Source organism: Escherichia sp. WS1451, from assembly GCF_046487365.1.
GTDB lineage: Bacteria > Pseudomonadota > Gammaproteobacteria > Enterobacterales > Enterobacteriaceae > Escherichia > Escherichia coli.
Genome location: NZ_JBJQJP010000029.1, coordinates 28,915 through 46,126, shown reverse-complemented (window position 1 = coordinate 46,126; position 17,212 = coordinate 28,915). Strand labels below are relative to the sequence as shown.

27 protein-coding genes and 6 pseudogenes are annotated in these 17,212 nt (G+C 49.7%); 29 read left to right on the top strand and 4 right to left on the bottom strand.

Annotated features, from left to right (window positions below):
- The 4 genes and pseudogenes from ACJHX7_RS23685 to ACJHX7_RS23670 form a co-directional block, all read left to right on the top strand.
- Window positions 1–178: IS1 family transposase (locus tag ACJHX7_RS23685; RefSeq protein WP_000663719.1), on the top strand; the 178-nt coding region annotated here is incomplete at its 5' end.
- Window positions 179–477: 299 nt separating this feature from the next.
- Complete coding sequence (sopA, locus tag ACJHX7_RS23680) at window positions 478–1,644, top strand: plasmid-partitioning protein SopA (RefSeq protein WP_001238646.1); 1,167 nt, start codon at window positions 478–480, stop codon at window positions 1,642–1,644.
- Window positions 1,644–2,615 carry a ParB/RepB/Spo0J family plasmid partition protein gene (locus ACJHX7_RS23675; protein WP_000817028.1) on the top strand — a complete coding sequence of 324 codons (972 nt, stop codon included), beginning with the start codon at window positions 1,644–1,646 and terminating at the stop codon, window positions 2,613–2,615. The genes sopA and ACJHX7_RS23675 overlap by 1 nt, the downstream gene beginning before the upstream one ends.
- 593 nt (window positions 2,616–3,208) lie before the next feature.
- A pseudogene (locus ACJHX7_RS23670) lies at window positions 3,209–3,378 on the top strand (hypothetical protein); the annotation flags it as partial.
- A 182-nt stretch (window positions 3,379–3,560) separates the two neighbouring features.
- Here the strand turns inward: ACJHX7_RS23670 and ACJHX7_RS23665 are convergent.
- Window positions 3,561–3,641, bottom strand: a pseudogene (locus tag ACJHX7_RS23665) (hypothetical protein); the annotation flags it as partial.
- Window positions 3,642–3,710: 69 nt separating this feature from the next.
- Here ACJHX7_RS23665 and ACJHX7_RS23660 point away from each other — a divergent pair.
- The 6 genes and pseudogenes from ACJHX7_RS23660 to ACJHX7_RS23635 all read left to right on the top strand — a co-directional run bounded on the left by ACJHX7_RS23660 (window position 3,711) and on the right by ACJHX7_RS23635 (window position 6,256).
- Window positions 3,711–3,917, top strand: coding sequence for a hypothetical protein (locus ACJHX7_RS23660; RefSeq protein ID WP_000275856.1), 207 nt, complete (start codon window positions 3,711–3,713; stop codon window positions 3,915–3,917).
- 25 nt (window positions 3,918–3,942) lie between these two features.
- Entirely contained in the window at window positions 3,943–4,482 is a 540-nt protein-coding gene (locus ACJHX7_RS23655; protein ID WP_000290840.1) for a single-stranded DNA-binding protein, read from the top strand.
- 67 nt (window positions 4,483–4,549) lie between these two features.
- Window positions 4,550–4,783: a DUF905 family protein gene (locus tag ACJHX7_RS23650; protein ID WP_000005990.1), complete on the top strand. Its 234-nt coding sequence runs from the start codon at window positions 4,550–4,552 to the stop codon at window positions 4,781–4,783.
- 21 nt (window positions 4,784–4,804) lie between these two features.
- Window positions 4,805–5,008: pseudogene (locus ACJHX7_RS23645) on the top strand (hypothetical protein); the annotation flags it as partial.
- Window positions 5,009–5,062: 54 nt separating this feature from the next.
- On the top strand, window positions 5,063–5,497 hold the full coding sequence (gene psiB, locus ACJHX7_RS23640; protein WP_000845936.1) for a conjugation system SOS inhibitor PsiB: 435 nt from the start codon (window positions 5,063–5,065) through the stop codon (window positions 5,495–5,497).
- A pseudogene (locus ACJHX7_RS23635) lies at window positions 5,494–6,256 on the top strand (plasmid SOS inhibition protein A). Before psiB ends, ACJHX7_RS23635 begins: the two are co-directional and overlap by 4 nt.
- Here ACJHX7_RS23635 and ACJHX7_RS23630 read toward each other — a convergent pair.
- A complete protein-coding gene (locus ACJHX7_RS23630) occupies window positions 6,225–6,413 on the bottom strand; it encodes a hypothetical protein (protein ID WP_001299721.1) in 189 nt (62 codons plus the stop codon). The pseudogene ACJHX7_RS23635 and the gene ACJHX7_RS23630 sit on opposite strands and share 32 nt — an antisense overlap.
- A gap of 21 nt (window positions 6,414–6,434) precedes the next feature.
- On the opposite strand from ACJHX7_RS23630, the pseudogene mok reads away from it, so the two are divergent.
- The 3 genes and pseudogenes from mok to ACJHX7_RS23615 form a co-directional block, all read left to right on the top strand.
- Window positions 6,435–6,584: pseudogene (mok, locus tag ACJHX7_RS23625) on the top strand (plasmid maintenance protein Mok); the annotation flags it as partial.
- Window positions 6,526–6,651, top strand: a complete 126-nt coding sequence (locus ACJHX7_RS23620; RefSeq protein ID WP_001372321.1) for a type I toxin-antitoxin system Hok family toxin — start codon at window positions 6,526–6,528, stop codon at window positions 6,649–6,651. The pseudogene mok and the gene ACJHX7_RS23620, both read left to right, overlap by 59 nt.
- 200 nt (window positions 6,652–6,851) lie before the next feature.
- Complete coding sequence (locus ACJHX7_RS23615) at window positions 6,852–7,082, top strand: hypothetical protein (RefSeq protein WP_071586998.1); 231 nt, start codon at window positions 6,852–6,854, stop codon at window positions 7,080–7,082.
- Here the strand turns inward: ACJHX7_RS23615 and ACJHX7_RS23610 are convergent.
- A pseudogene (locus ACJHX7_RS23610) lies at window positions 7,080–7,252 on the bottom strand (hypothetical protein); the annotation flags it as partial. The gene ACJHX7_RS23615 and the pseudogene ACJHX7_RS23610 overlap by 3 nt on opposite strands.
- Window positions 7,253–7,321: 69 nt before the next feature.
- On the opposite strand from ACJHX7_RS23610, the gene ACJHX7_RS23605 reads away from it, so the two are divergent.
- From ACJHX7_RS23605 to ACJHX7_RS23595, 3 genes are all read left to right on the top strand, one after another.
- Window positions 7,322–7,528, top strand: a complete 207-nt coding sequence (locus ACJHX7_RS23605; RefSeq protein WP_000547968.1) for a hypothetical protein — start codon at window positions 7,322–7,324, stop codon at window positions 7,526–7,528.
- Window positions 7,529–7,552: 24 nt separating this feature from the next.
- The gene (locus ACJHX7_RS23600) at window positions 7,553–7,840 is read left to right on the top strand and encodes a hypothetical protein (protein ID WP_000107535.1); all 288 of its coding nucleotides are present in this window, start codon (window positions 7,553–7,555) and stop codon (window positions 7,838–7,840) included.
- A 117-nt stretch (window positions 7,841–7,957) separates the two neighbouring features.
- Window positions 7,958–8,779: a DUF932 domain-containing protein gene (locus tag ACJHX7_RS23595; RefSeq protein WP_410231710.1), complete on the top strand. Its 822-nt coding sequence runs from the start codon at window positions 7,958–7,960 to the stop codon at window positions 8,777–8,779.
- A 296-nt stretch (window positions 8,780–9,075) separates the two neighbouring features.
- Here ACJHX7_RS23595 and ACJHX7_RS23590 read toward each other — a convergent pair whose 3' ends face one another.
- The gene (locus tag ACJHX7_RS23590; protein ID WP_000243712.1) at window positions 9,076–9,678 is read right to left on the bottom strand and encodes a transglycosylase SLT domain-containing protein; all 603 of its coding nucleotides are present in this window, start codon (window positions 9,676–9,678) and stop codon (window positions 9,076–9,078) included.
- 320 nt (window positions 9,679–9,998) lie between these two features.
- On the opposite strand from ACJHX7_RS23590, the gene traM reads away from it, so the two are divergent.
- The 13 genes from traM (at window position 9,999) to traR (ending at window position 17,114) form a co-directional block, all read left to right on the top strand.
- A complete protein-coding gene (gene traM, locus ACJHX7_RS23585) occupies window positions 9,999–10,382 on the top strand; it encodes a conjugal transfer relaxosome DNA-binding protein TraM (protein ID WP_001151524.1) in 384 nt (127 codons plus the stop codon).
- A 186-nt stretch (window positions 10,383–10,568) separates the two neighbouring features.
- The gene (gene traJ / locus ACJHX7_RS23580) at window positions 10,569–11,258 is read left to right on the top strand and encodes a conjugal transfer transcriptional regulator TraJ (protein WP_000283385.1); all 690 of its coding nucleotides are present in this window, start codon (window positions 10,569–10,571) and stop codon (window positions 11,256–11,258) included.
- A gap of 98 nt (window positions 11,259–11,356) precedes the next feature.
- Entirely contained in the window at window positions 11,357–11,752 is a 396-nt protein-coding gene (gene traY, locus ACJHX7_RS23575) for a conjugal transfer relaxosome DNA-bindin protein TraY (RefSeq protein ID WP_001309237.1), read from the top strand.
- A gap of 32 nt (window positions 11,753–11,784) precedes the next feature.
- Window positions 11,785–12,150 (top strand): type IV conjugative transfer system pilin TraA, encoded by a 366-nt coding sequence (gene traA / locus ACJHX7_RS23570; RefSeq protein WP_000994779.1) that lies wholly within the window; start codon window positions 11,785–11,787, stop codon window positions 12,148–12,150.
- Window positions 12,151–12,164: 14 nt separating this feature from the next.
- Window positions 12,165–12,476, top strand: coding sequence for a type IV conjugative transfer system protein TraL (gene traL / locus ACJHX7_RS23565; protein ID WP_000012106.1), 312 nt, complete (start codon window positions 12,165–12,167; stop codon window positions 12,474–12,476).
- A gap of 21 nt (window positions 12,477–12,497) precedes the next feature.
- Complete coding sequence (gene traE / locus ACJHX7_RS23560; protein WP_000399792.1) at window positions 12,498–13,064, top strand: type IV conjugative transfer system protein TraE; 567 nt, start codon at window positions 12,498–12,500, stop codon at window positions 13,062–13,064.
- 56 nt (window positions 13,065–13,120) lie between these two features.
- Window positions 13,121–13,792 (top strand): type-F conjugative transfer system secretin TraK, encoded by a 672-nt coding sequence (gene traK / locus ACJHX7_RS23555; protein WP_001340581.1) that lies wholly within the window; start codon window positions 13,121–13,123, stop codon window positions 13,790–13,792.
- Window positions 13,792–15,219: an F-type conjugal transfer pilus assembly protein TraB gene (traB, locus tag ACJHX7_RS23550; protein ID WP_410231709.1), complete on the top strand. Its 1,428-nt coding sequence runs from the start codon at window positions 13,792–13,794 to the stop codon at window positions 15,217–15,219. Before traK ends, traB begins: the two co-directional genes overlap by 1 nt.
- Window positions 15,209–15,799, top strand: coding sequence for a conjugal transfer pilus-stabilizing protein TraP (traP, locus tag ACJHX7_RS23545; RefSeq protein WP_001376242.1), 591 nt, complete (start codon window positions 15,209–15,211; stop codon window positions 15,797–15,799). The genes traB and traP overlap by 11 nt, the downstream gene beginning before the upstream one ends.
- Window positions 15,786–15,983, top strand: coding sequence for a conjugal transfer protein TrbD (locus tag ACJHX7_RS23540; RefSeq protein ID WP_001324648.1), 198 nt, complete (start codon window positions 15,786–15,788; stop codon window positions 15,981–15,983). The genes traP and ACJHX7_RS23540 overlap by 14 nt, the downstream gene beginning before the upstream one ends.
- Window positions 15,984–15,994: 11 nt before the next feature.
- The gene (gene trbG, locus ACJHX7_RS23535) at window positions 15,995–16,246 is read left to right on the top strand and encodes a conjugal transfer protein TrbG (RefSeq protein WP_001038342.1); all 252 of its coding nucleotides are present in this window, start codon (window positions 15,995–15,997) and stop codon (window positions 16,244–16,246) included.
- Window positions 16,243–16,758: a type IV conjugative transfer system lipoprotein TraV gene (gene traV, locus ACJHX7_RS23530; RefSeq protein WP_000809838.1), complete on the top strand. Its 516-nt coding sequence runs from the start codon at window positions 16,243–16,245 to the stop codon at window positions 16,756–16,758. Before trbG ends, traV begins: the two co-directional genes overlap by 4 nt.
- A gap of 134 nt (window positions 16,759–16,892) precedes the next feature.
- Entirely contained in the window at window positions 16,893–17,114 is a 222-nt protein-coding gene (gene traR / locus ACJHX7_RS23525; RefSeq protein ID WP_001278689.1) for a conjugal transfer protein TraR, read from the top strand.
- Window positions 17,115–17,212 lie beyond the last annotated feature (98 nt).

Sequence of the window (17,212 nt, the reverse complement as noted above, 5' to 3'; positions counted from 1 at the left end):
CCTGAAGGGAAAGCTGCACGTAATCAGCAAGCGATATACGCAGCGAATTGAGCGGCATAACCTGAATCTGAGGCAGCACCTGGCACGGCTGGGACGGAAGTCGCTGTCGTTTTCAAAATCGGTGGAGCTGCATGACAAAGTCATCGGGCATTATCTGAACATAAAACACTATCAATAAGTTGGAGTCATTACCGCCTTGACCATCAGATAGTTATTTTGGTGCTAGGGATACTGAGTGTGAACAGTTAGCGCGCGTCCTCGCCAGTTAGCTCGCTACGCTCGGTTACACGACGGCTACGAGTACTAGTGATAATTATTGACTGAGGTATGTGCTCTTCCTGTTTCCTTTTTTGATGTGTTGCTCTCATTTTAAACAACTTTGCGGTTTTTTGACTACTTTGCAATTTTGTTGTTGCTTTGCAATAAAATGCAAGATTAAATGAAAATATGCAAAGCAATGATTAAAGGATGTTCAGAATGAGACTCATGGAAACACTTAACCAGTGCATAAACGCTGGTCATGAAATGACGAAGGCTATCGCCATTGCACAGTTTAATGATGACAGCCCGGAAGCGAGGAAAATCACCCGACGCTGGAGAATAGGTGAAGCAGCGGATTTAGTTGGAGTATCTTCTCAGGCTATCAGGGATGCCGAGAAAGCAGGCCGGCTACCGCACCCGGATATGGAAATACGAGGACGGGTTGAGCAACGTGTTGGTTATACAATTGAACAAATTAATCATATGCGTGACGTGTTTGGTACGAGACTACGACGTGCTGAAGACGTATTTCCGCCGGTGATTGGAGTTGCTGCTCATAAAGGGGGCGTTTACAAAACCTCTGTTTCTGTTCATCTTGCTCAGGATCTGGCTCTGAAGGGATTACGTGTTCTGCTCGTGGAAGGTAACGACCCCCAGGGAACAGCATCGATGTATCACGGCTGGGTGCCAGATCTTCATATTCATGCAGAGGATACTCTCCTTCCCTTCTATCTTGGGGAAAAGGACGATGTCACTTATGCAATAAAGCCTACTTGCTGGCCTGGGCTTGACATTATTCCTTCCTGTTTGGCTCTGCACCGCATTGAAACTGAGCTAATGGGCAAATTTGATGAAGGTAAATTGCCCACCGATCCACACCTGATGCTCCGACTGGCCATTGAAACCGTCGCTCATGACTATGATGTCATTGTCATTGACAGCGCGCCTAACCTAGGTATCGGCACGATTAATGTTGTATGTGCTGCTGATGTGTTGATTGTCCCCACGCCTGCTGAGTTGTTCGACTACACTTCCGCTCTGCAGTTTTTCGATATGCTTCGTGATCTGCTCAAAAACGTAGATCTTAAAGGATTCGAGCCTGATGTACGTATTTTGCTTACCAAATACAGTAATAGTAATGGTTCTCAGTCCCCGTGGATGGAGGAGCAAATTCGGGACGCCTGGGGAAGCATGGTCCTAAAAAATGTTGTGCGTGAAACGGATGAAGTTGGTAAAGGTCAGATCCGGATGAGAACTGTTTTTGAACAGGCTATTGATCAACGCTCTTCAACAGGTGCCTGGAGAAATGCCCTTTCTATTTGGGAACCTGTCTGCAATGAAATTTTCGATCGTTTGATTAAACCACGCTGGGAGATTAGATAATGAAGCGTGCGCCTGTCATTCCAAAACATACGATTAAGACTCAACCGCTTGAAGATACTCCGTCATCGGCACCAGCTGCACCGATGGTGGATTCGTTAATTGCGCGCGTAGGAGCTATGGCTCGTGGCAATGCTATTACTTTGCCTGTATGTGGTAGGGACGTGAAATTTACCCTTGAGGTGCTCCGGGGAGATAGTGTTGAGAAGACCTCTCGGGTATGGTCAGGTAATGAACGTGACCAGGAACTGCTTACCGAAGACGCCCTGGATGATCTTATCCCTTCTTTTCTACTGACAGGTCAGCAGACACCAGCATTCGGTCGAAGAGTGTCTGGGGTCATAGAAATTGCCGATGGGAGCCGCCGTCGTAAAGCTGCTGCACTTACAGAAAGTGATTATCGAGTTCTGGTTGGTGAGCTGGATGATGAGCAGATGGCTGCATTGTCCAGATTGGGTAACGATTATAGGCCAACAAGTGCTTATGAACGTGGTCAGCGTTATGCAAGCCGATTGCAGAATGAATTTGCTGGAAATATTTCTGCGCTGGCTGATGCAGAAAATATTTCACGTAAGATTATTACCCGCTGTATCAACACAGCTAAACTGCCTAAATCAGTTGTTGCTCTTTTTTCTCATCCCGGTGAACTATCTGCCCGGTCAGGTGATGCACTTCAAAGAGCTTTTACAGATAAAGAAGAATTACTTAAGCAGCAGGCATCTAACCTTCACGAGCAGAAAAAAGCAGGAGTGATATTTGAAGCTGAAGAAGTCATCACTCTTTTAACGTCTGTGCTTAAAACGTCATCTGCCTCAAGAACTAGCTTAAGCTCACGACATCAGTTTGCTCCTGGAGCGACAGTGTTGTACAAGGGCGATAAAATGGTGTTAAACCTAGATAGATCTCGTATTCCAACTGAGTGTATAGAGAGAATTGAAGCCATTCTTAAGGAACTTGAAAAAGCGGCACTTTGATGCGGCACGTTTTAGTCTACATTTATCTGTCTTTACTTAATTTCCTTTAGCACAGGCTAGAAAACATAACTAACTGGCCTGAATATTATATCTGGGACCACGGTCCCAGTTGTATTGTCGGTCTGATAATCAGTCTGGGACCACGGTCCCACTCATATTGTCGGTCTGATTATCGGTCTGGGACCACGGGCCCACTCATATTGTTAGTCTGCTAATCAGTCTGGGACCGCGGTCCCACTCGTATTGTTGGTCTGCTAATCAGTCTGGGACCACGGTCCCACTCATATTGTCGGTCTGCTAATCAGTCTGGGACCACGGTCCCACTCATATTGTCGGTCTGCTAATCAGTCTGGGACCACGGTCCCACTCATATTGTCGGTCTGCTAATCAGTCTGGGACCACGGTCCCACTCATATTGTTGGTCTGATTATCGGTCTGGGACCACGGTCCCACTCATATTGTTAGTCTGATAATCAGTCTGGGACCGCGGTCCCACTCGTATTGTTGGTCTGCTAATCAGTCTGGGACCACGGTCTCACTTGTATTGTCGATCTGATTATCAGCGTGAGACTACGATTCCATTAATGCCTGCCAGTGAGTGTGTGGAACATATCTTGGCCAGTGGCTTGGTCTGTGATGTGCTGCGTATACCGGGTGAACCGCCCCGCCGCTTGTTTGACCGCTATATTCTGCGGGAGTTTTCTTGGAGGCACGGGATGAAATCCGCAGCATGGCGGATGCCCTGGCAAAAATCCGGAAATGATGACGATGGCGGGGAAAATCCCCGCCTTTTTCCTGCCGGTCCCCGGACAGAGCACAAAGGAAGTCGCCGCCGGCTCCGCTTTACCCGGCCATGCGGAGCATGGCCTTGTGGGGGTTCAGTTATGTGGACGTCGAGTCGTGTGCGGGCTGTGCCGTGCCTCCATCTTAGCCGGGCTGGCGTTGATGCAAGGGGCAACGCCGTTTCGCAAACCGCGCTTCACGTCGTTGCGGCGGGTCCCTGCCCGTTGTTCTGTCCGGTGCCATTCACCTGTTTAAGCCCCTGTCGCCGGGGGCTGATACAGCCACAACCGTCTCCGCCAGTCCAGGGGTGAAATGTACATCCCGCAAAACTTTTTGCCCAGAAGCAGGCAAAAACTTTTGCGGTCTGCCCCCGGACAGTCGTTTCCGGCCGTGGCAGTGATGCCCCTTGCGGCGAAGGTTCTCAAAAAGGTGATGGTGAATACCGGAGGGAACAAAAGGCAGGTCCCCGCAAAACGTCAAAACCGCGGCTCCCGAAACTCAAAAGATGATGGGGGCTGAAAACATCAACAGAAGGAGGCACATCATGGCAGTTCGTGGCATTAACAAGGTCATTCTCGTGGGACGCCTGGGAAAAGATCCGGAAGTCCGTTACATCCCCAACGGGGGCGCAGTGGCAAACCTGCAGGTCGCCACGTCGGAAACCTGGCGTGACAAACAGACAGGGGAGATGCGGGAGCAGACAGAATGGCATCGCGTGGTGCTGTTCGGCAAGCTCGCGGAAGTGGCTGGCGAATATCTGCGCAAGGGCGCGCAGGTCTACATCGAAGGTCAGCTTCGCACCCGTAGCTGGGAGGATAACGGTATCACCCGTTACGTCACCGAAATTCTTGTTAAGACCACGGGCACCATGCAGATGCTGGGACGTGCCGCAGGTGCTCAGACTCAGCCGGAAGAGGGGCAACAGTTCAGCGGTCAGCCTCAGCCGGAACCACAGGCGGAGGCCGGTACGAAAAAAGGTGGCGCAAAAACGAAAGGCCGTGGACGTAAGGCCGCGCAGCCGGAGCCTCAGCCGCAACCGCCGGAGGGTGACGATTACGGGTTTTCAGACGATATCCCGTTCTGATCGGGCTGACTGTGATAACCGCCCCGCCCCGCCCCGTTCTGTGCGGGGCATCACCGGAGAGATGAGGATGAGCGAATATTTCAGAATACTTCAGGGGCTGCCTGACGGTCCTTTTACCCGCAAACATGCCGAAGCTGTTGCCGCACAGTACCGGAACGTCTTTATCGAGGATGACCACGGCGAACAGTTTCGCCTGGTTGTCCGTAATAACGGTGCAATGGTCTGGCGTACCTGGAATTTTGAGGACGGTGCCGGGTACTGGATGAACCATGTCATCAGGGATTTCGGGATTCTTAAGTAAGAGAGGTGCCCGACGCGCGAACGTCCGCCGCAGATTATCGCAGCCCTGAATAAGGCAGGGCTGTCCGGTGCCGCACGGGACGCGGAGAAGATGAAGAAAGGTGATGCGGCTGAACATGCAGAGCACCATATGAAAGACAACCGCTGGGTTCCAGGCTGGATGTGTGCACCACGCCCACAGACGGATGCCACTGAACGCACCGATAACCTGGCTGATGCCGCCTGATGAACAACCACACCGCCCCGCCGGAGACGGGGCGGCAGCAAGGGAGATACCGTGATGAAAACTGAACTGACCCTGAATGTATTACAGACCATGAACACACAGGAATATGAAGATATCCGGGCTGCCGGAAGTGATGAACGCCGTGAGCTGACTCACGCCGTGATGCGGGAGCTGGATGCGCCGGATAACTGGACGATGAACGGCGAGTACGGCAGCGAGTTTGGCGGCTTTTTCCCCGTCCAGGTCCGTTTCACGCCTGCCCACGAACGTTTTCACCTGGCGTTATGTTCACCGGGCGATGTCTCTCAGGTCTGGGTGCTGGTTCTGGTGAATGCCGGTGGTGAGCCGTTTGCGGTGGTTCAGGTACAGCGGCGGTTTGCACCGGAAGCTGTCAGCCATTCACTGGCACTGGCGGCGTCACTGGACGCGCAGGGGTACAGCGTCAGTGACATCATCCATATCCTGATGGCGGAAGGAAGTCAGGCATGAGCGCACGTTCACAGGCACTGGTTCCTCTCAGCACAGAGCAACAGGCCGCATGGCGGGCGGTGGCGGAGACCGAAAAACGCCGCCATCAGGGTAACACGCTGGCTGAATATCCGTATGCGGGGGCGTTTTTCCGCTGTCTGAACGGAAGCCGCAGGATATCGCTGTCTGACCTGCGATTTTTCATGCCGTCCCTGACCGCAGAAGAACTGCACGGCAACCGTCTTCAGTGGCTGTATGCCATCGATGTGCTGATTGAAACACAGGGCGAGGTTTGCCTCCTTCCCCTTCCAGGCGATGCAGCAGAACGCTTGTTCCCGTCGGTGCGGTTTCGTGTCAGGGAACGCAGTCGCCATAAATCCGCGCTGGTCATGCAGAAGTACAGCCGCCAGCAGGCGAGGGAGGCAGAGCAGAAAGCCCGTGCGTACCAGGCGCTGGTCGCTCAGGCTGAAATCGAACTGGCATTCCATTCGCCGGAAACAGTCGGAAGCTGGTATGCACGCTGGAGTGACCGGGTGGCAGAGCATGACCTGGAAACCCTGTTCTGGCAGTGGGGCGAGCGTTTTCCGTCACTGGCCGGAATGGAACGCTGGCAGTGGCAGGATATGCCATTCTGGCAGGTCATCGCAGAGGCTGGTATGGCGGCAAGGGTGGTCGGTCATGCTGTTCGTGAGATGGAGCGGTGGATGGTGCCGAACAAACTCCGGGAGGCAGCGTGATGCGGCAACAATCACACGGATTTCCCGTGAACGGTCTGAATGAGCGGATTATTTTCAGGGAAAGTGAGTGTGGTCAGCGTGCAGGTATATGGGCTATGATGTGCCCGGCGCTTGAGGCTTTCTGCCTCATGACGTGAAGGTGGTTTGTTGCCGTGTTGTGTGGCAGAAAGAAGATAGCCCCGTAGTAAGTTAATTTTCATTAACCACCACGAGGCATCCCTATGTCTAGTCCACATCAGGATAGCCTCTTACCGCGCTTTGCGCAAGGAGAAGAAGGCCATGAAACTACCACGAAGTTCCCTTGTCTGGTGTGTGTTGATCGTGTGTCTCACACTGTTGATATTCACTTATCTGACACGAAAATCGCTGTGCGAGATTCGTTACAGAGACGGACACAGGGAGGTGGCGGCTTTCATGGCTTACGAATCCGGTAAGTAGCAACCTGGAGGCGGGCGCAGGCCCGCCTTTTCAGGACTGATGCTGGTCTGACTACTGAAGCGCCTTTATAAAGGGGCTGCTGGTTCGCCGGTAGCCCCTTTCTCCTTGCTGATGTTGTACGGGCATGAACAACCTGACTTCAGGAACGGGGATGAACGCGCGCCTGCGGCGCCCGTTCTTTTCCCCCGCCTTCTCTGGTTATGGCCTGTCAGAAATCACATCACCTTCCCTGTGATTATTCTCTTTTTCTTCCTGCTCTGATTCTGACTACTGCAGTGTTGTCCTGTCTGCCGGGCGTACCTTCGGCTCCCGGCTGCCTGGCGGCATCCGGTCGTCAGGCCCGACTCCGACAGGCAGCTGCTGGCGCACCTGCCAGTCTCCGCCGAACCCGCTGGCGCGGTTTCGGGCTGTCGCTACGGTCCGATGCGTGAAAACCCCTGGCTTGCAGCGACCGTTCCGGTCGCGCCGCCTCTGTCGCGCCGTGACCTGCGCTCCCGGCATCCCGGCAAAAGGCGCCGGGATGTAAGGCGCAACGCCGTTTCGCAAACCGCGCTTCACGTCGTTGCGGCGGGTCCCTGCCCGTTGTTGTGTCCGGTGCCATTCACCAGTTTAAGCCCCTGTCGCCGGGGGCATAGACAGCCACAACCGTCTCCGCCAGTCCAGGGGTGAAATGCACATCCCGCAAAACTTTTTGCCCAGAAGCAGGCAAAAACTTTTGCGGTCTGCCCCCGGACAGTCGTTTCCGGCCGTGGCAGTGATGCCCCATGCGGCGAAGGTTCTCAAACAGGTGATGGTGAATACCGGAGGGAACAAAAGGCAGGTCCCCGCAAAACGTCAAAACCGCGGCTCCCGAAACTCAACAGATGATGGGGGCTGAAAACCAGAGAGAGGAGAAAGCAGGATGAGTACCCGAAATATCCACGTTAACACCGCGTCGTACACGCTTCTTGTTGCCGGGAAGAAAAAAAACACCGGGGAAGAGTGGGACGTCCTGGAATTCAGCAGCCTGACTGAGCTGAAAAAATATCGCAAAAGCCACCCGGAAAAGATGGCCTTCAGTTATAGCTACGCGCTCAGTCAGGGTGTGGATAAGCAGTTCCGCCATATCAACATTGCGGAAGCCGATCACTTCAAACAGTTCCTGCGTCAGATTAAGCGTGCCGGCCTCGATATCCGGGCGATCTGCTGACCGGATGTGATGAATATCCCTCCTGATTGTTGCAATCTTGTTAATGGAGATCGGGGGGATGATATTAAGCGGAAAAATTTTTTATTAAATTTATTCTTTCATAAAGGAGTAGCTGTTATGCGATTAGCTTCCCGTTTTGGTCGGTATAATTCCATCCGCCGTGAACGTCCTTTAACGGATGATGAATTAATGCAGTTCGTGCCTTCGGTATTTTCCGGTGATAAACATGAGTCCCGGAGTGAACGTTATACGTATATTCCAACAATCAATATCATCAATAAGTTACGTGATGAAGGTTTCCAGCCATTCTTTGCCTGTCAGAGTCGGATTCGTGATTTGGGACGTCGCGAATACAGTAAACATATGTTACGTCTTCGCAGGGAAGGGCATATTAACGGACAGGAAGTTCCTGAAATTATCCTGCTTAATTCACATGATGGTTCATCCAGTTATCAGATGATCCCCGGAATTTTTCGTTTTGTCTGCACAAATGGCCTGGTGTGCGGAAATAATTTTGGCGAAATCCGCGTTCCACATAAAGGTGATATTGTCGGGCAGGTTATCGAGGGAGCGTATGAAGTGCTCGGTGTCTTTGATAAGGTCACTGATAATATGGAGGCGATGAAAGAAATTCATCTTAACAGTGACGAGCAACATTTATTTGGCAGAGCTGCACTGATGGTCAGGTATGAAGATGAAAATAAAACGCCAGTGACACCTGAACAGATAATTACTCCCCGTCGTCGGGAAGACAAACAGAACGATCTCTGGACAACCTGGCAGCGGGTTCAGGAGAATATGATAAAAGGTGGATTATCGGGGCGAAGTGCCTCCGGGAAAAATACCAGGACAAGAGCCATTACAGGTATTGATGGTGATATAAGAATCAACAAGGCGTTATGGGTGATTGCCGAACAGTTCAGAAAGTGGAAGTTATGATAATATAAGTAAAGCCCCGAAAAAATTTTCGGGGCTTTACTTATATTATCATTTTTCGGCATTGCTGTGTCGTCTGATATACCTCAATTTCATCAACCGGATTTCCGGTTGTCTGTAAATATTGTGCCCGCGAAAAATGGTCTGGCAGGAGGCTGCACAGTTACCGGGTATATATAAGATGGGTTCCCGCTTCGCGGGGCTTCGGCCAGTCAGTATTGTCACTCATATGATATTTTTGTGTGTGGCCTTCCATGCCGCTTTTGCGGCATAACCGGTATCTGACAATGTCTGTAAGATTAATTGTTCTGCACGCTGTTAATTTCCGGAAGTGATTTCTTCGTGGCCGGAAGCCGGATACCTTTACTGCTTTTTATCCCAGTATAAATCCGGTAAACATCTGATGCGTAGGCAAGACGTCTCTGGTTCTGGCGTTCGGTTTTCCTGAATCCGGCATTGTATGCACCAACGGCCTCCCAGGTGACGCCCCATTTTTTAAATGCTATTGCCAGATAATAAGCACCGGTATAAATGTTCATGCAGGGATCTGTTGTCAGATGTTCTGGCTTAATTCCGTAGCGGGCCAGTTCGTTAAAATGCTGGGAATCTACCTGCATCAGTCCGCTGCCATATCCCGTTACCGGATTAATACCGATGGCATTAACCCGGTAACGGGATTCTTGCCATGATATTGCTCTCAGTAAATCAGGATCTATTTTGTAATCCCGGCCTGCAAGATCAAAGCAATCAGTGGCCTGGCAGATCTCATTTATAAACATCAGGCAGATGGCTAACATCCATTTTTTCATTTTTCCACCTCTGGTGACTTTATCCGTAAATAATTTAACCCACTCCACAAAAAGGCTCAACAGGTTGGTGGTTCTCACCACCAAAAGCACCACACCCCACGCAAAAACAAGTTTTTGCTGATTTTTCTTTATAAATAGAGAGTTATGAAAAATTAGTTTCTCTTACTCTCTTTATGATATTTAAAAAAGCGGTGTCGGCGCGGCTACAACAACGCGCCGACACCGCTTTGTAGGGGTGGTACTGACTATTTTTATAAAAAACATTATTTTATATTAGGGGTGCTGCTAGCGGCGCGGTGTGTTTTTTTATAGGATACCGCTAGGGGCGCTGCTAGCGGTGCGTCCCTGTTTGCATTATGAATTTTAGTGTTTCGAAATTAACTTTATTTTATGTTCAAAAAAGGTAATCTCTAATGGCTAAGGTGAACCTGTATATCAGCAATGATGCCTATGAAAAAATAAATGCGATTATTGAGAAGCGTCGACAGGAAGGGGCAAGGGAAAAAGATGTCAGTTTTTCAGCAACAGCTTCAATGCTTCTTGAACTGGGGCTTCGTGTACATGAGGCTCAGATGGAGCGTAAAGAGTCTGCATTTAATCAGACTGAGTTTAATAAATTGCTTCTTGAATGCGTTGTAAAAACACAATCATCAGTAGCGAAAATTTTGGGTATTGAGTCTCTCAGTCCTCATGTCTCCGGAAATCCAAAGTTTGAATATGCCAATATGGTTGAAGATATCAGGGAGAAGGTATCATCTGAGATGGAACGATTTTTTCCAAAAAATGATGATGAATAAAAGAAATTTGACTTCGTTCAAATATCAGAGTTTTTATGATTTAAAAAGGTGACAGTACGAAAGATAATTAGTATATTAATTACGTGGTTAATGCCACGTTAAAATTTGAATTTGAAAATCGCCGATGCAGGGAGTTCTCTCCTCCCTGCATCGACTGTCCATAGAATCCTTTGTGAGGAGGTTCCTATGTATCCGATGGATCGTATTCAACAAAAACATGCTCGTCAAATAGATCTGCTGGAAAATCTGACGGCAGTTATTCAGGATTATCCAAATCCAGCCTGTATCAGGGACGAAACTGGAAAATTTATTTTTTGCAATACGCTGTTTCATGAGTCATTTCTTACACAAGATCAAAGTGCTGAAAAATGGCTTCTGTCGCAGAGAGATTTTTGTGAATTGATCTCTGTCACAGAGATGGAAGCATACAGGAATGAGCATACGCATCTTAATCTTGTAGAGGATGTTTTTATTCAGAACAGATTCTGGACAATATCTGTCCAGTCATTTCTTAATGGACACAGAAATATTATTCTGTGGCAATTTTATGATGCTGCTCATGTTCGTCATAAAGACAGTTATAATCAAAAAACGATTGTCAGTGATGATATCAGAAATATAATCAGAAGAATGAGTGATGATTCTTCTGTATCATCATATGTAAATGATGTCTTTTACTTATATAGCACCGGAATCAGTCATAATGCTATAGCAAGAATATTAAATATATCCATCTCCACATCAAAGAAACACGCATCTCTGATATGCGACTACTTCTCTGTTTCTAATAAAGATGAGTTAATTATCTTACTCTACAATAAAAAGTTTATTTATTATTTATACGAGAAGGCTATGTGTATCATAAATACGCGTTAATAAGGTGTTAATAAAATATAGACTTTCCGTCTATTTACCTTTTCTGATTATTCTGTAAACATAAGTGGTAACCAGAAGATAAACAGCGGGAGGTGTTATTGAAAAGATTTGGTACACGTTCTGCAACAGGTAAGATGGTAAAACTAAAATTACCTGTAGATGTGGAAAGTCTATTAATTGAGGCAAGTAACAGAAGCGGAAGAAGTCGATCGTTTGAGGCAGTAATAAGACTTAAAGATCATCTTCACCGCTATCCAAAGTTTAACAGGGCAGGGAATATCTATGGTAAGTCGCTGGTTAAGTATCTGACAATGCGTCTGGATGATGAAACTAACCAGCTACTTATTGCAGCCAAAAATCGTAGTGGATGGTGTAAAACAGATGAGGCTGCAGACAGAGTTATTGATCATTTGATCAAGTTTCCTGATTTTTATAACTCGGAGATATTCAGGGAGGCAGATAAAGAGGAAGATATAACATTTAATACACTCTAGTTTTATTCATTTATCCGAAATTGAGGTAACTTATGAATGCTGTTTTAAGTGTTCAGGGTGCTTCTGCGCCCGTCAAAAAGAAGTCGTTTTTTTCTAAATTCACTCGTCTGAATATGCTTCGCCTGGCTCGCGCAGTGATCCCGGCTGCTGTTCTGATGATGTTCTTCCCGCAGCTGGCGATGGCCGCCGGCAGCAGTGGTCAGGACCTGATGGCAAGCGGTAACACCACGGTTAAGGCGACCTTCGGTAAGGACTCCAGTGTTGTTAAATGGGTTGTTCTGGCTGAAGTTCTGGTCGGTGCTGTCATGTACATGATGACCAAAAACGTCAAGTTCCTGGCCGGTTTTGCCATCATCTCTGTATTTATTGCTGTGGGTATGGCCGTCGTTGGCCTCTGACAGGAAATAAAACGATGTCGGGAGACGAGAATAAACTTAAGAAATATCGTTTCCCGGAAACACTGACCAACCAGAGCCGCTGGTTTGGCCTGCCACTGGATGAACTGATCCCCGCAGCAATCTGTATTGGCTGGGGTATCACAACATCGAAATATCTGTTCGGTATTGGTGCAGCGGTTCTGGTTTATTTCGGGATTAAAAAACTGAAAAAAGGGCGGGGCAGTTCCTGGTTACGTGACCTGATTTACTGGTATATGCCAACAGCCCTGCTGCGCGGTATTTTTCATAATGTTCCCGATTCGTGTTTCCGGCAGTGGATTAAATAGAACTGATACCAGGATTGTTATATGGAACACGGTGCCCGTTTAAGTACCAGTCGTGTAATGGCCATCGCCTTTATATTTATGTCAGTGCTTATTGTTCTCAGCCTCTCTGTTAACGTCATTCAGGGGGTGAATAACTACCGTCTTCAGAATGAGCAACGCACTGCCGTGACGCCAATGGCATTTAATGCCCCCTTTGCCGTGTCACAGAACAGTGCCGACGCCTCTTATTTACAGCAGATGGCGCTGTCATTTATTGCCCTCCGTCTGAATGTTTCATCAGAAACCGTCGATGCCTCACATCAGGCGCTTCTGCAATATATCCGCCCGGGCGCACAGAACCAGATGAAAGTTATTCTGGCTGAAGAAGCGAAGCGTATTAAAAACGATAACGTGAACTCAGCCTTTTTCCAGACCAGTGTTCGTGTCTGGCCTCAGTATGGCCGTGTGGAAATTCGAGGTGTGCTTAAAACCTGGATTGGTGATTCAAAACCTTTCACTGATATCAAACATTACATCCTTATTCTGAAGCGGGAAAACGGGGTGACCTGGCTGGATAATTTCGGGGAAACAGACGATGAGAAAAAATAATACGGCAATAATATTCGGCAATAATATTCGGCAGCCTGTTTTTTTCCTGCAGCGTGATGGCCGCAAACGGTACGCTGGCCCCCACCGTGGTGCCAATGGTGAACGGTGGTCAGGCCAGTATTGCCATCAGCAATACCAGCCCGAATCTGTTTACCGTTCCCGGTGACCGGATTATCGCCGTGAACAGTCTGGATGGTGCCCTGACCAATAATGAGCAGACCGCCTCCGGCGGTGTGGTGGTTGCCACCGTCAACAAAAAGCCCTTTACGTTCATTCTGGAAACAGAACGTGGTCTGAATCTTTCCATTCAGGCCGTTCCCCGTGAAGGCGCGGGGCGTACCATTCAGCTGGTCAGTGACCTGCGCGGAACCGGAGAAGAAGCCGGTGCGTGGGAAACGTCCACGCCTTACGAATCCCTGCTTGTGACCATCAGCCAGGCCGTCCGTGGCGGAAAATTACCCGCAGGCTGGTATCAGGTCCCAGTGACAAAGGAAACCCTGCAGGCCCCGGCGGGGCTGTCTTCAGTGGCAGATGCCGTATGGACGGGGAATCACCTGAAGATGGTCCGCTTTGCCGTGGAAAATAAAACGCTGTCTGCCCTGAATATCCGGGAAAGTGACTTCTGGCAGCCGGGAACCCGTGCCGTGATGTTCAGCCAGCCTGCCAGCCAGTTACTGGCAGGTGCGCGCATGGATGTGTATGTCATCCGTGACGGGGAGGGCAACTGATGGCCAGTATCAATACCATTGTGAAACGCAAGCAGTACCTGTGGCTGGGGATTGTGGTTGTCGGTACAGCCTCCGCGATTGGTGGGGCACTGTATCTGTCTGATGTGGACATGTCCGGTAACGGTGAAACCGTGGCTGAACAGGAGCCTGTGCCGGATATGACCGGTGTGGTGGATACGACCTTTGATGACAAGGTGCGTCAGCATGCCACCACCGAGATGCAGGTGACGGCAGCGCAGATGCAGAAGCAGTATGAGGAAATCCGTCGTGAGCTGGATGTTCTGAACAAACAGCGCGGTGATGACCAGCGTCGTATTGAAAAGTTGGGACAGGACAATGCCGCCCTGGCAGAGCAGGTAAAAGCCCTGGGTGCTAATCCCGTCACGGCGACCGGTGAGCCTGTACCGCAGATGCCTGCCTCACCGCCCGGCCCGGAAGGCGAACCACAGCCAGGAAACACCCCCGTATCCTTCCCGCCGCAGGGCAGCGTTGCTGTTCCACCGCCGACGGCGTTTTATCCCGGGAATGGTGTCACGCCACCACCACAGGTGACGTACCAGTCTGTGCCGGTGCCTAACCGGATACAGCGTAAGGTGTTTACCCATAATGAGGGAAAACAGGGACCATCACTGCCGTACATTCCGTCAGGAAGTTTTGCGAAAGCCATGCTGATTGAAGGGGCGGATGCCAATGCCTCTGTCACCGGTAATGAATCCACGGTGCCGATGCAGCTGCGTATCACCGGCCTGGTGGAAATGCCGAACAGCAAGACGTATGACGCAACGGGATGTTTTGTTGGTCTGGAAGCCTGGGGGGATGTGTCCAGTGAGCGTGCCATTGTACGTACCCGCAATATCAGCTGCCTGAAGGACGGCAAAACTATTGATATGCCGATTAAGGGGCATGTCAGCTTCCGGGGTAAAAACGGTATCAAGGGCGAAGTGGTGATGCGTAACGGCAAAATCCTCGGCTGGGCATGGGGCGCGGGATTTGTTGACGGTATCGGTCAGGGAATGGAGCGCGCCTCCCAGCCGGCTGTCGGGCTGGGTGCCACTGCTGCTTACGGGGCCGGCGATGTCCTTAAAATGGGTATCGGTGGCGGCGCATCGAAAGCCGCACAGACGCTCAGTGACTACTACATCAAACGTGCCGAACAGTATCACCCGGTGATACCGATTGGTGCGGGCAACGAAGTGACCGTGGTGTTCCAGGACGGCTTCCAGCTGAAAACCGTGGAAGAGATGGCGCTGGAACGCACGCAGAGCAGAGCGGAAGAAGACAATCCGGAAAGTCCGGTTCCTGTTCCGCCATCAGCTGAAAGTCATCTTAACGGCTTTAATACTGACCAGATGCTGAAGCAGCTGGGCAACCTGAATCCGCAGCAGTTTATGTCCGGCAGTCAGGGAGGGGGCAATGATGGCAAATAATACGTCGTCCCGTCAGGCGGGCCATGCCGCCCGGTATGTTGTCGCCCGGGTTCTGCGAGGACTGTTCTGGTGTCTGAAGTACACCGTCATTCTGCCACTGGCCACAATGGCCCTGATGGCTCTGTTTGTTTTATGGAAGGACAACACCACGCCGGGGAAATTACTGGTTAAGGAGATTAACTTCGTAAGACAAACAGCACCTGCCGGACAGTTCCCGGTCAGTGAATGCTGGTTTTCTTCCTCTGATTCTTCAGGCAGATCAGAAATACAGGATATCTGCCATTACCGCGCGGCTGATGCTGCAGATTATGTCAGGGAGACTGACCGGTCACTGATGCAACTGGTCACCGCATTATGGGCAACACTGGCACTGATGTATGTCTCGCTGGCAGCGATCACCGGGAAATATCCGGTGCGACCCGGAAAAATGAAATGTATCCGGGTGGTAACCGCAGATGAACATCTGAAGGAAGTTTATACGGAAGACGCTTCCCTGCCGGGAAAAATCAGGAAATGCCCTGTTTATCTTCCTGATGACAGAACAAACAGAAACAACGGAGATAAAAATGAACATGCGTAATATTAATGTTATTACAGCCCTCTCTGTGCCGGGTAAAACCGTGTCAGATGATTTTATGCATGCTGTTCTCAGTAACTGCGCCACAAGAATCGTACTTCCTGCACCGGAGAAATTCGGTTCTGAGTCATTGCCGGACAATTTTAATATGACTGCTGTCGGTGTGATGAAGAATTCAGAAATATAAGGAACCCTTCGATGAATAAGCTGGTTTCTGATGGCAGCGTCAAAAAAATAAATTATCCGGTGCTGTATGAGTCCGGAATAACACCTCCGTTATGTGAAGTCAGTGCACCAGAACCTGATGCGGGTGGGAAACGCATTGTGGCATATGTTTATAAATCATCACGGAGTACGGTTTTTGAAAATCCTGACATTGTAAAAACCTGTACGGTCAGGGATTTGAAGAAGGATTTTGTGAACTGCGATGAGAAAGGTGAGGGACAATGAAACAGATTTCTTTCTTTATTCCTCTGCTGGGGACCTTATTACTTTCCGGCTGTGCCGGAACCAGTACGGAATTTGAGTGTAACGCCACCACATCCGATACCTGTATGACGATGGAGCAGGCCAATGAGAAGGCCAAAAAACTGGAGCAGTCCTCAGAAGCAAAGCCGGTTGCGGCATCACTGCCGCGCCTGGCTGAAGGGAACTTCCGGACAATGCCGGTGCAGACCGTCACCGCGACCACTCCGTCCGGCAGCAGACCTGCGGTGACAGCACATCCGGAGCAGAAACTGCTGGCACCTCGCCCGCTGTTTACCGCTGCCCGGGAAGTGAAAACGGTTGTTCCGGTCAGTTCAGTTACGCCGGTAACACCTCCTCGTCCGCTAAGAACGGGTGAGCAGACGGCAGCATTATGGATAGCGCCTTATATTGATAACCAGGATGTTTATCATCAGCCATCCAGCGTGTTTTTTGTTATTAAACCGTCTGCGTGGGGAAAACCACGTATTAATTAACTGGCCCTGAAGTTGTATATCAGCCGGCAATGCCGGCGGGCTTTCTGTATTCAAAATCTGCCTGTAAAACGAGTGCCCTGTGCGTGAAAAGGGATGGGCGGTAGCGTGTCAGAACATGTCGGGAGGAATATTCCGTGAGTGATGAAGCCGATGAAGCATATTCAGTGACAGAACAACTGACCATGACAGGAATAAACCGGATACGCCAGAAAATAAATGCTCATGGTATTCCTGTTTATCTCTGTGAAGCATGCGGAAATCCTATTCCGGAAGCCCGGCGGAAAATATTTCCCGGTGTGACGTTGTGCGTTGAATGTCAGGCGTATCAGGAAAGACAGAGAAAACATTATGCATAAGTCAGTCGCAGAACATAGTGATTTAATTCCGGATGAACATGAGTGGATATTCAGAAAACAGAAATCTTTGTATATGCGCCGGGAAATGGCGCGTTAAT

Excerpts from the sequence above, each read along its gene's own strand:
- sopA (WP_001238646.1), top strand. The coding sequence starts at position 478 with ATGAGACTCATGGAAACACTTAACCAGTGCATAAACGCTGGTCATGAA.
- ACJHX7_RS23675 (WP_000817028.1), top strand. The coding sequence starts at position 1,644 with ATGAAGCGTGCGCCTGTCATTCCAAAACATACGATTAAGACTCAACCG.
- ACJHX7_RS23660 (WP_000275856.1), top strand. The coding sequence starts at position 3,711 with ATGTACATCCCGCAAAACTTTTTGCCCAGAAGCAGGCAAAAACTTTTG.
- ACJHX7_RS23655 (WP_000290840.1), top strand. The coding sequence starts at position 3,943 with ATGGCAGTTCGTGGCATTAACAAGGTCATTCTCGTGGGACGCCTGGGA.
- ACJHX7_RS23650 (WP_000005990.1), top strand. The coding sequence starts at position 4,550 with ATGAGCGAATATTTCAGAATACTTCAGGGGCTGCCTGACGGTCCTTTT.
- psiB (WP_000845936.1), top strand. The coding sequence starts at position 5,063 with ATGAAAACTGAACTGACCCTGAATGTATTACAGACCATGAACACACAG.
- ACJHX7_RS23630 (WP_001299721.1), bottom strand. The coding sequence starts at position 6,413 with ATGAAAATTAACTTACTACGGGGCTATCTTCTTTCTGCCACACAACAC.
- ACJHX7_RS23615 (WP_071586998.1), top strand. The coding sequence starts at position 6,852 with ATGGCCTGTCAGAAATCACATCACCTTCCCTGTGATTATTCTCTTTTT.
- ACJHX7_RS23605 (WP_000547968.1), top strand. The coding sequence starts at position 7,322 with ATGCACATCCCGCAAAACTTTTTGCCCAGAAGCAGGCAAAAACTTTTG.
- ACJHX7_RS23600 (WP_000107535.1), top strand. The coding sequence starts at position 7,553 with ATGAGTACCCGAAATATCCACGTTAACACCGCGTCGTACACGCTTCTT.
- ACJHX7_RS23595 (WP_410231710.1), top strand. The coding sequence starts at position 7,958 with ATGCGATTAGCTTCCCGTTTTGGTCGGTATAATTCCATCCGCCGTGAA.
- traM (WP_001151524.1), top strand. The coding sequence starts at position 9,999 with ATGGCTAAGGTGAACCTGTATATCAGCAATGATGCCTATGAAAAAATA.
- traJ (WP_000283385.1), top strand. The coding sequence starts at position 10,569 with ATGTATCCGATGGATCGTATTCAACAAAAACATGCTCGTCAAATAGAT.
- traA (WP_000994779.1), top strand. The coding sequence starts at position 11,785 with ATGAATGCTGTTTTAAGTGTTCAGGGTGCTTCTGCGCCCGTCAAAAAG.
- traL (WP_000012106.1), top strand. The coding sequence starts at position 12,165 with ATGTCGGGAGACGAGAATAAACTTAAGAAATATCGTTTCCCGGAAACA.
- traE (WP_000399792.1), top strand. The coding sequence starts at position 12,498 with ATGGAACACGGTGCCCGTTTAAGTACCAGTCGTGTAATGGCCATCGCC.
- traK (WP_001340581.1), top strand. The coding sequence starts at position 13,121 with ATGGCCGCAAACGGTACGCTGGCCCCCACCGTGGTGCCAATGGTGAAC.
- traB (WP_410231709.1), top strand. The coding sequence starts at position 13,792 with ATGGCCAGTATCAATACCATTGTGAAACGCAAGCAGTACCTGTGGCTG.
- traP (WP_001376242.1), top strand. The coding sequence starts at position 15,209 with ATGGCAAATAATACGTCGTCCCGTCAGGCGGGCCATGCCGCCCGGTAT.
- ACJHX7_RS23540 (WP_001324648.1), top strand. The coding sequence starts at position 15,786 with ATGAACATGCGTAATATTAATGTTATTACAGCCCTCTCTGTGCCGGGT.
- trbG (WP_001038342.1), top strand. The coding sequence starts at position 15,995 with ATGAATAAGCTGGTTTCTGATGGCAGCGTCAAAAAAATAAATTATCCG.
- traV (WP_000809838.1), top strand. The coding sequence starts at position 16,243 with ATGAAACAGATTTCTTTCTTTATTCCTCTGCTGGGGACCTTATTACTT.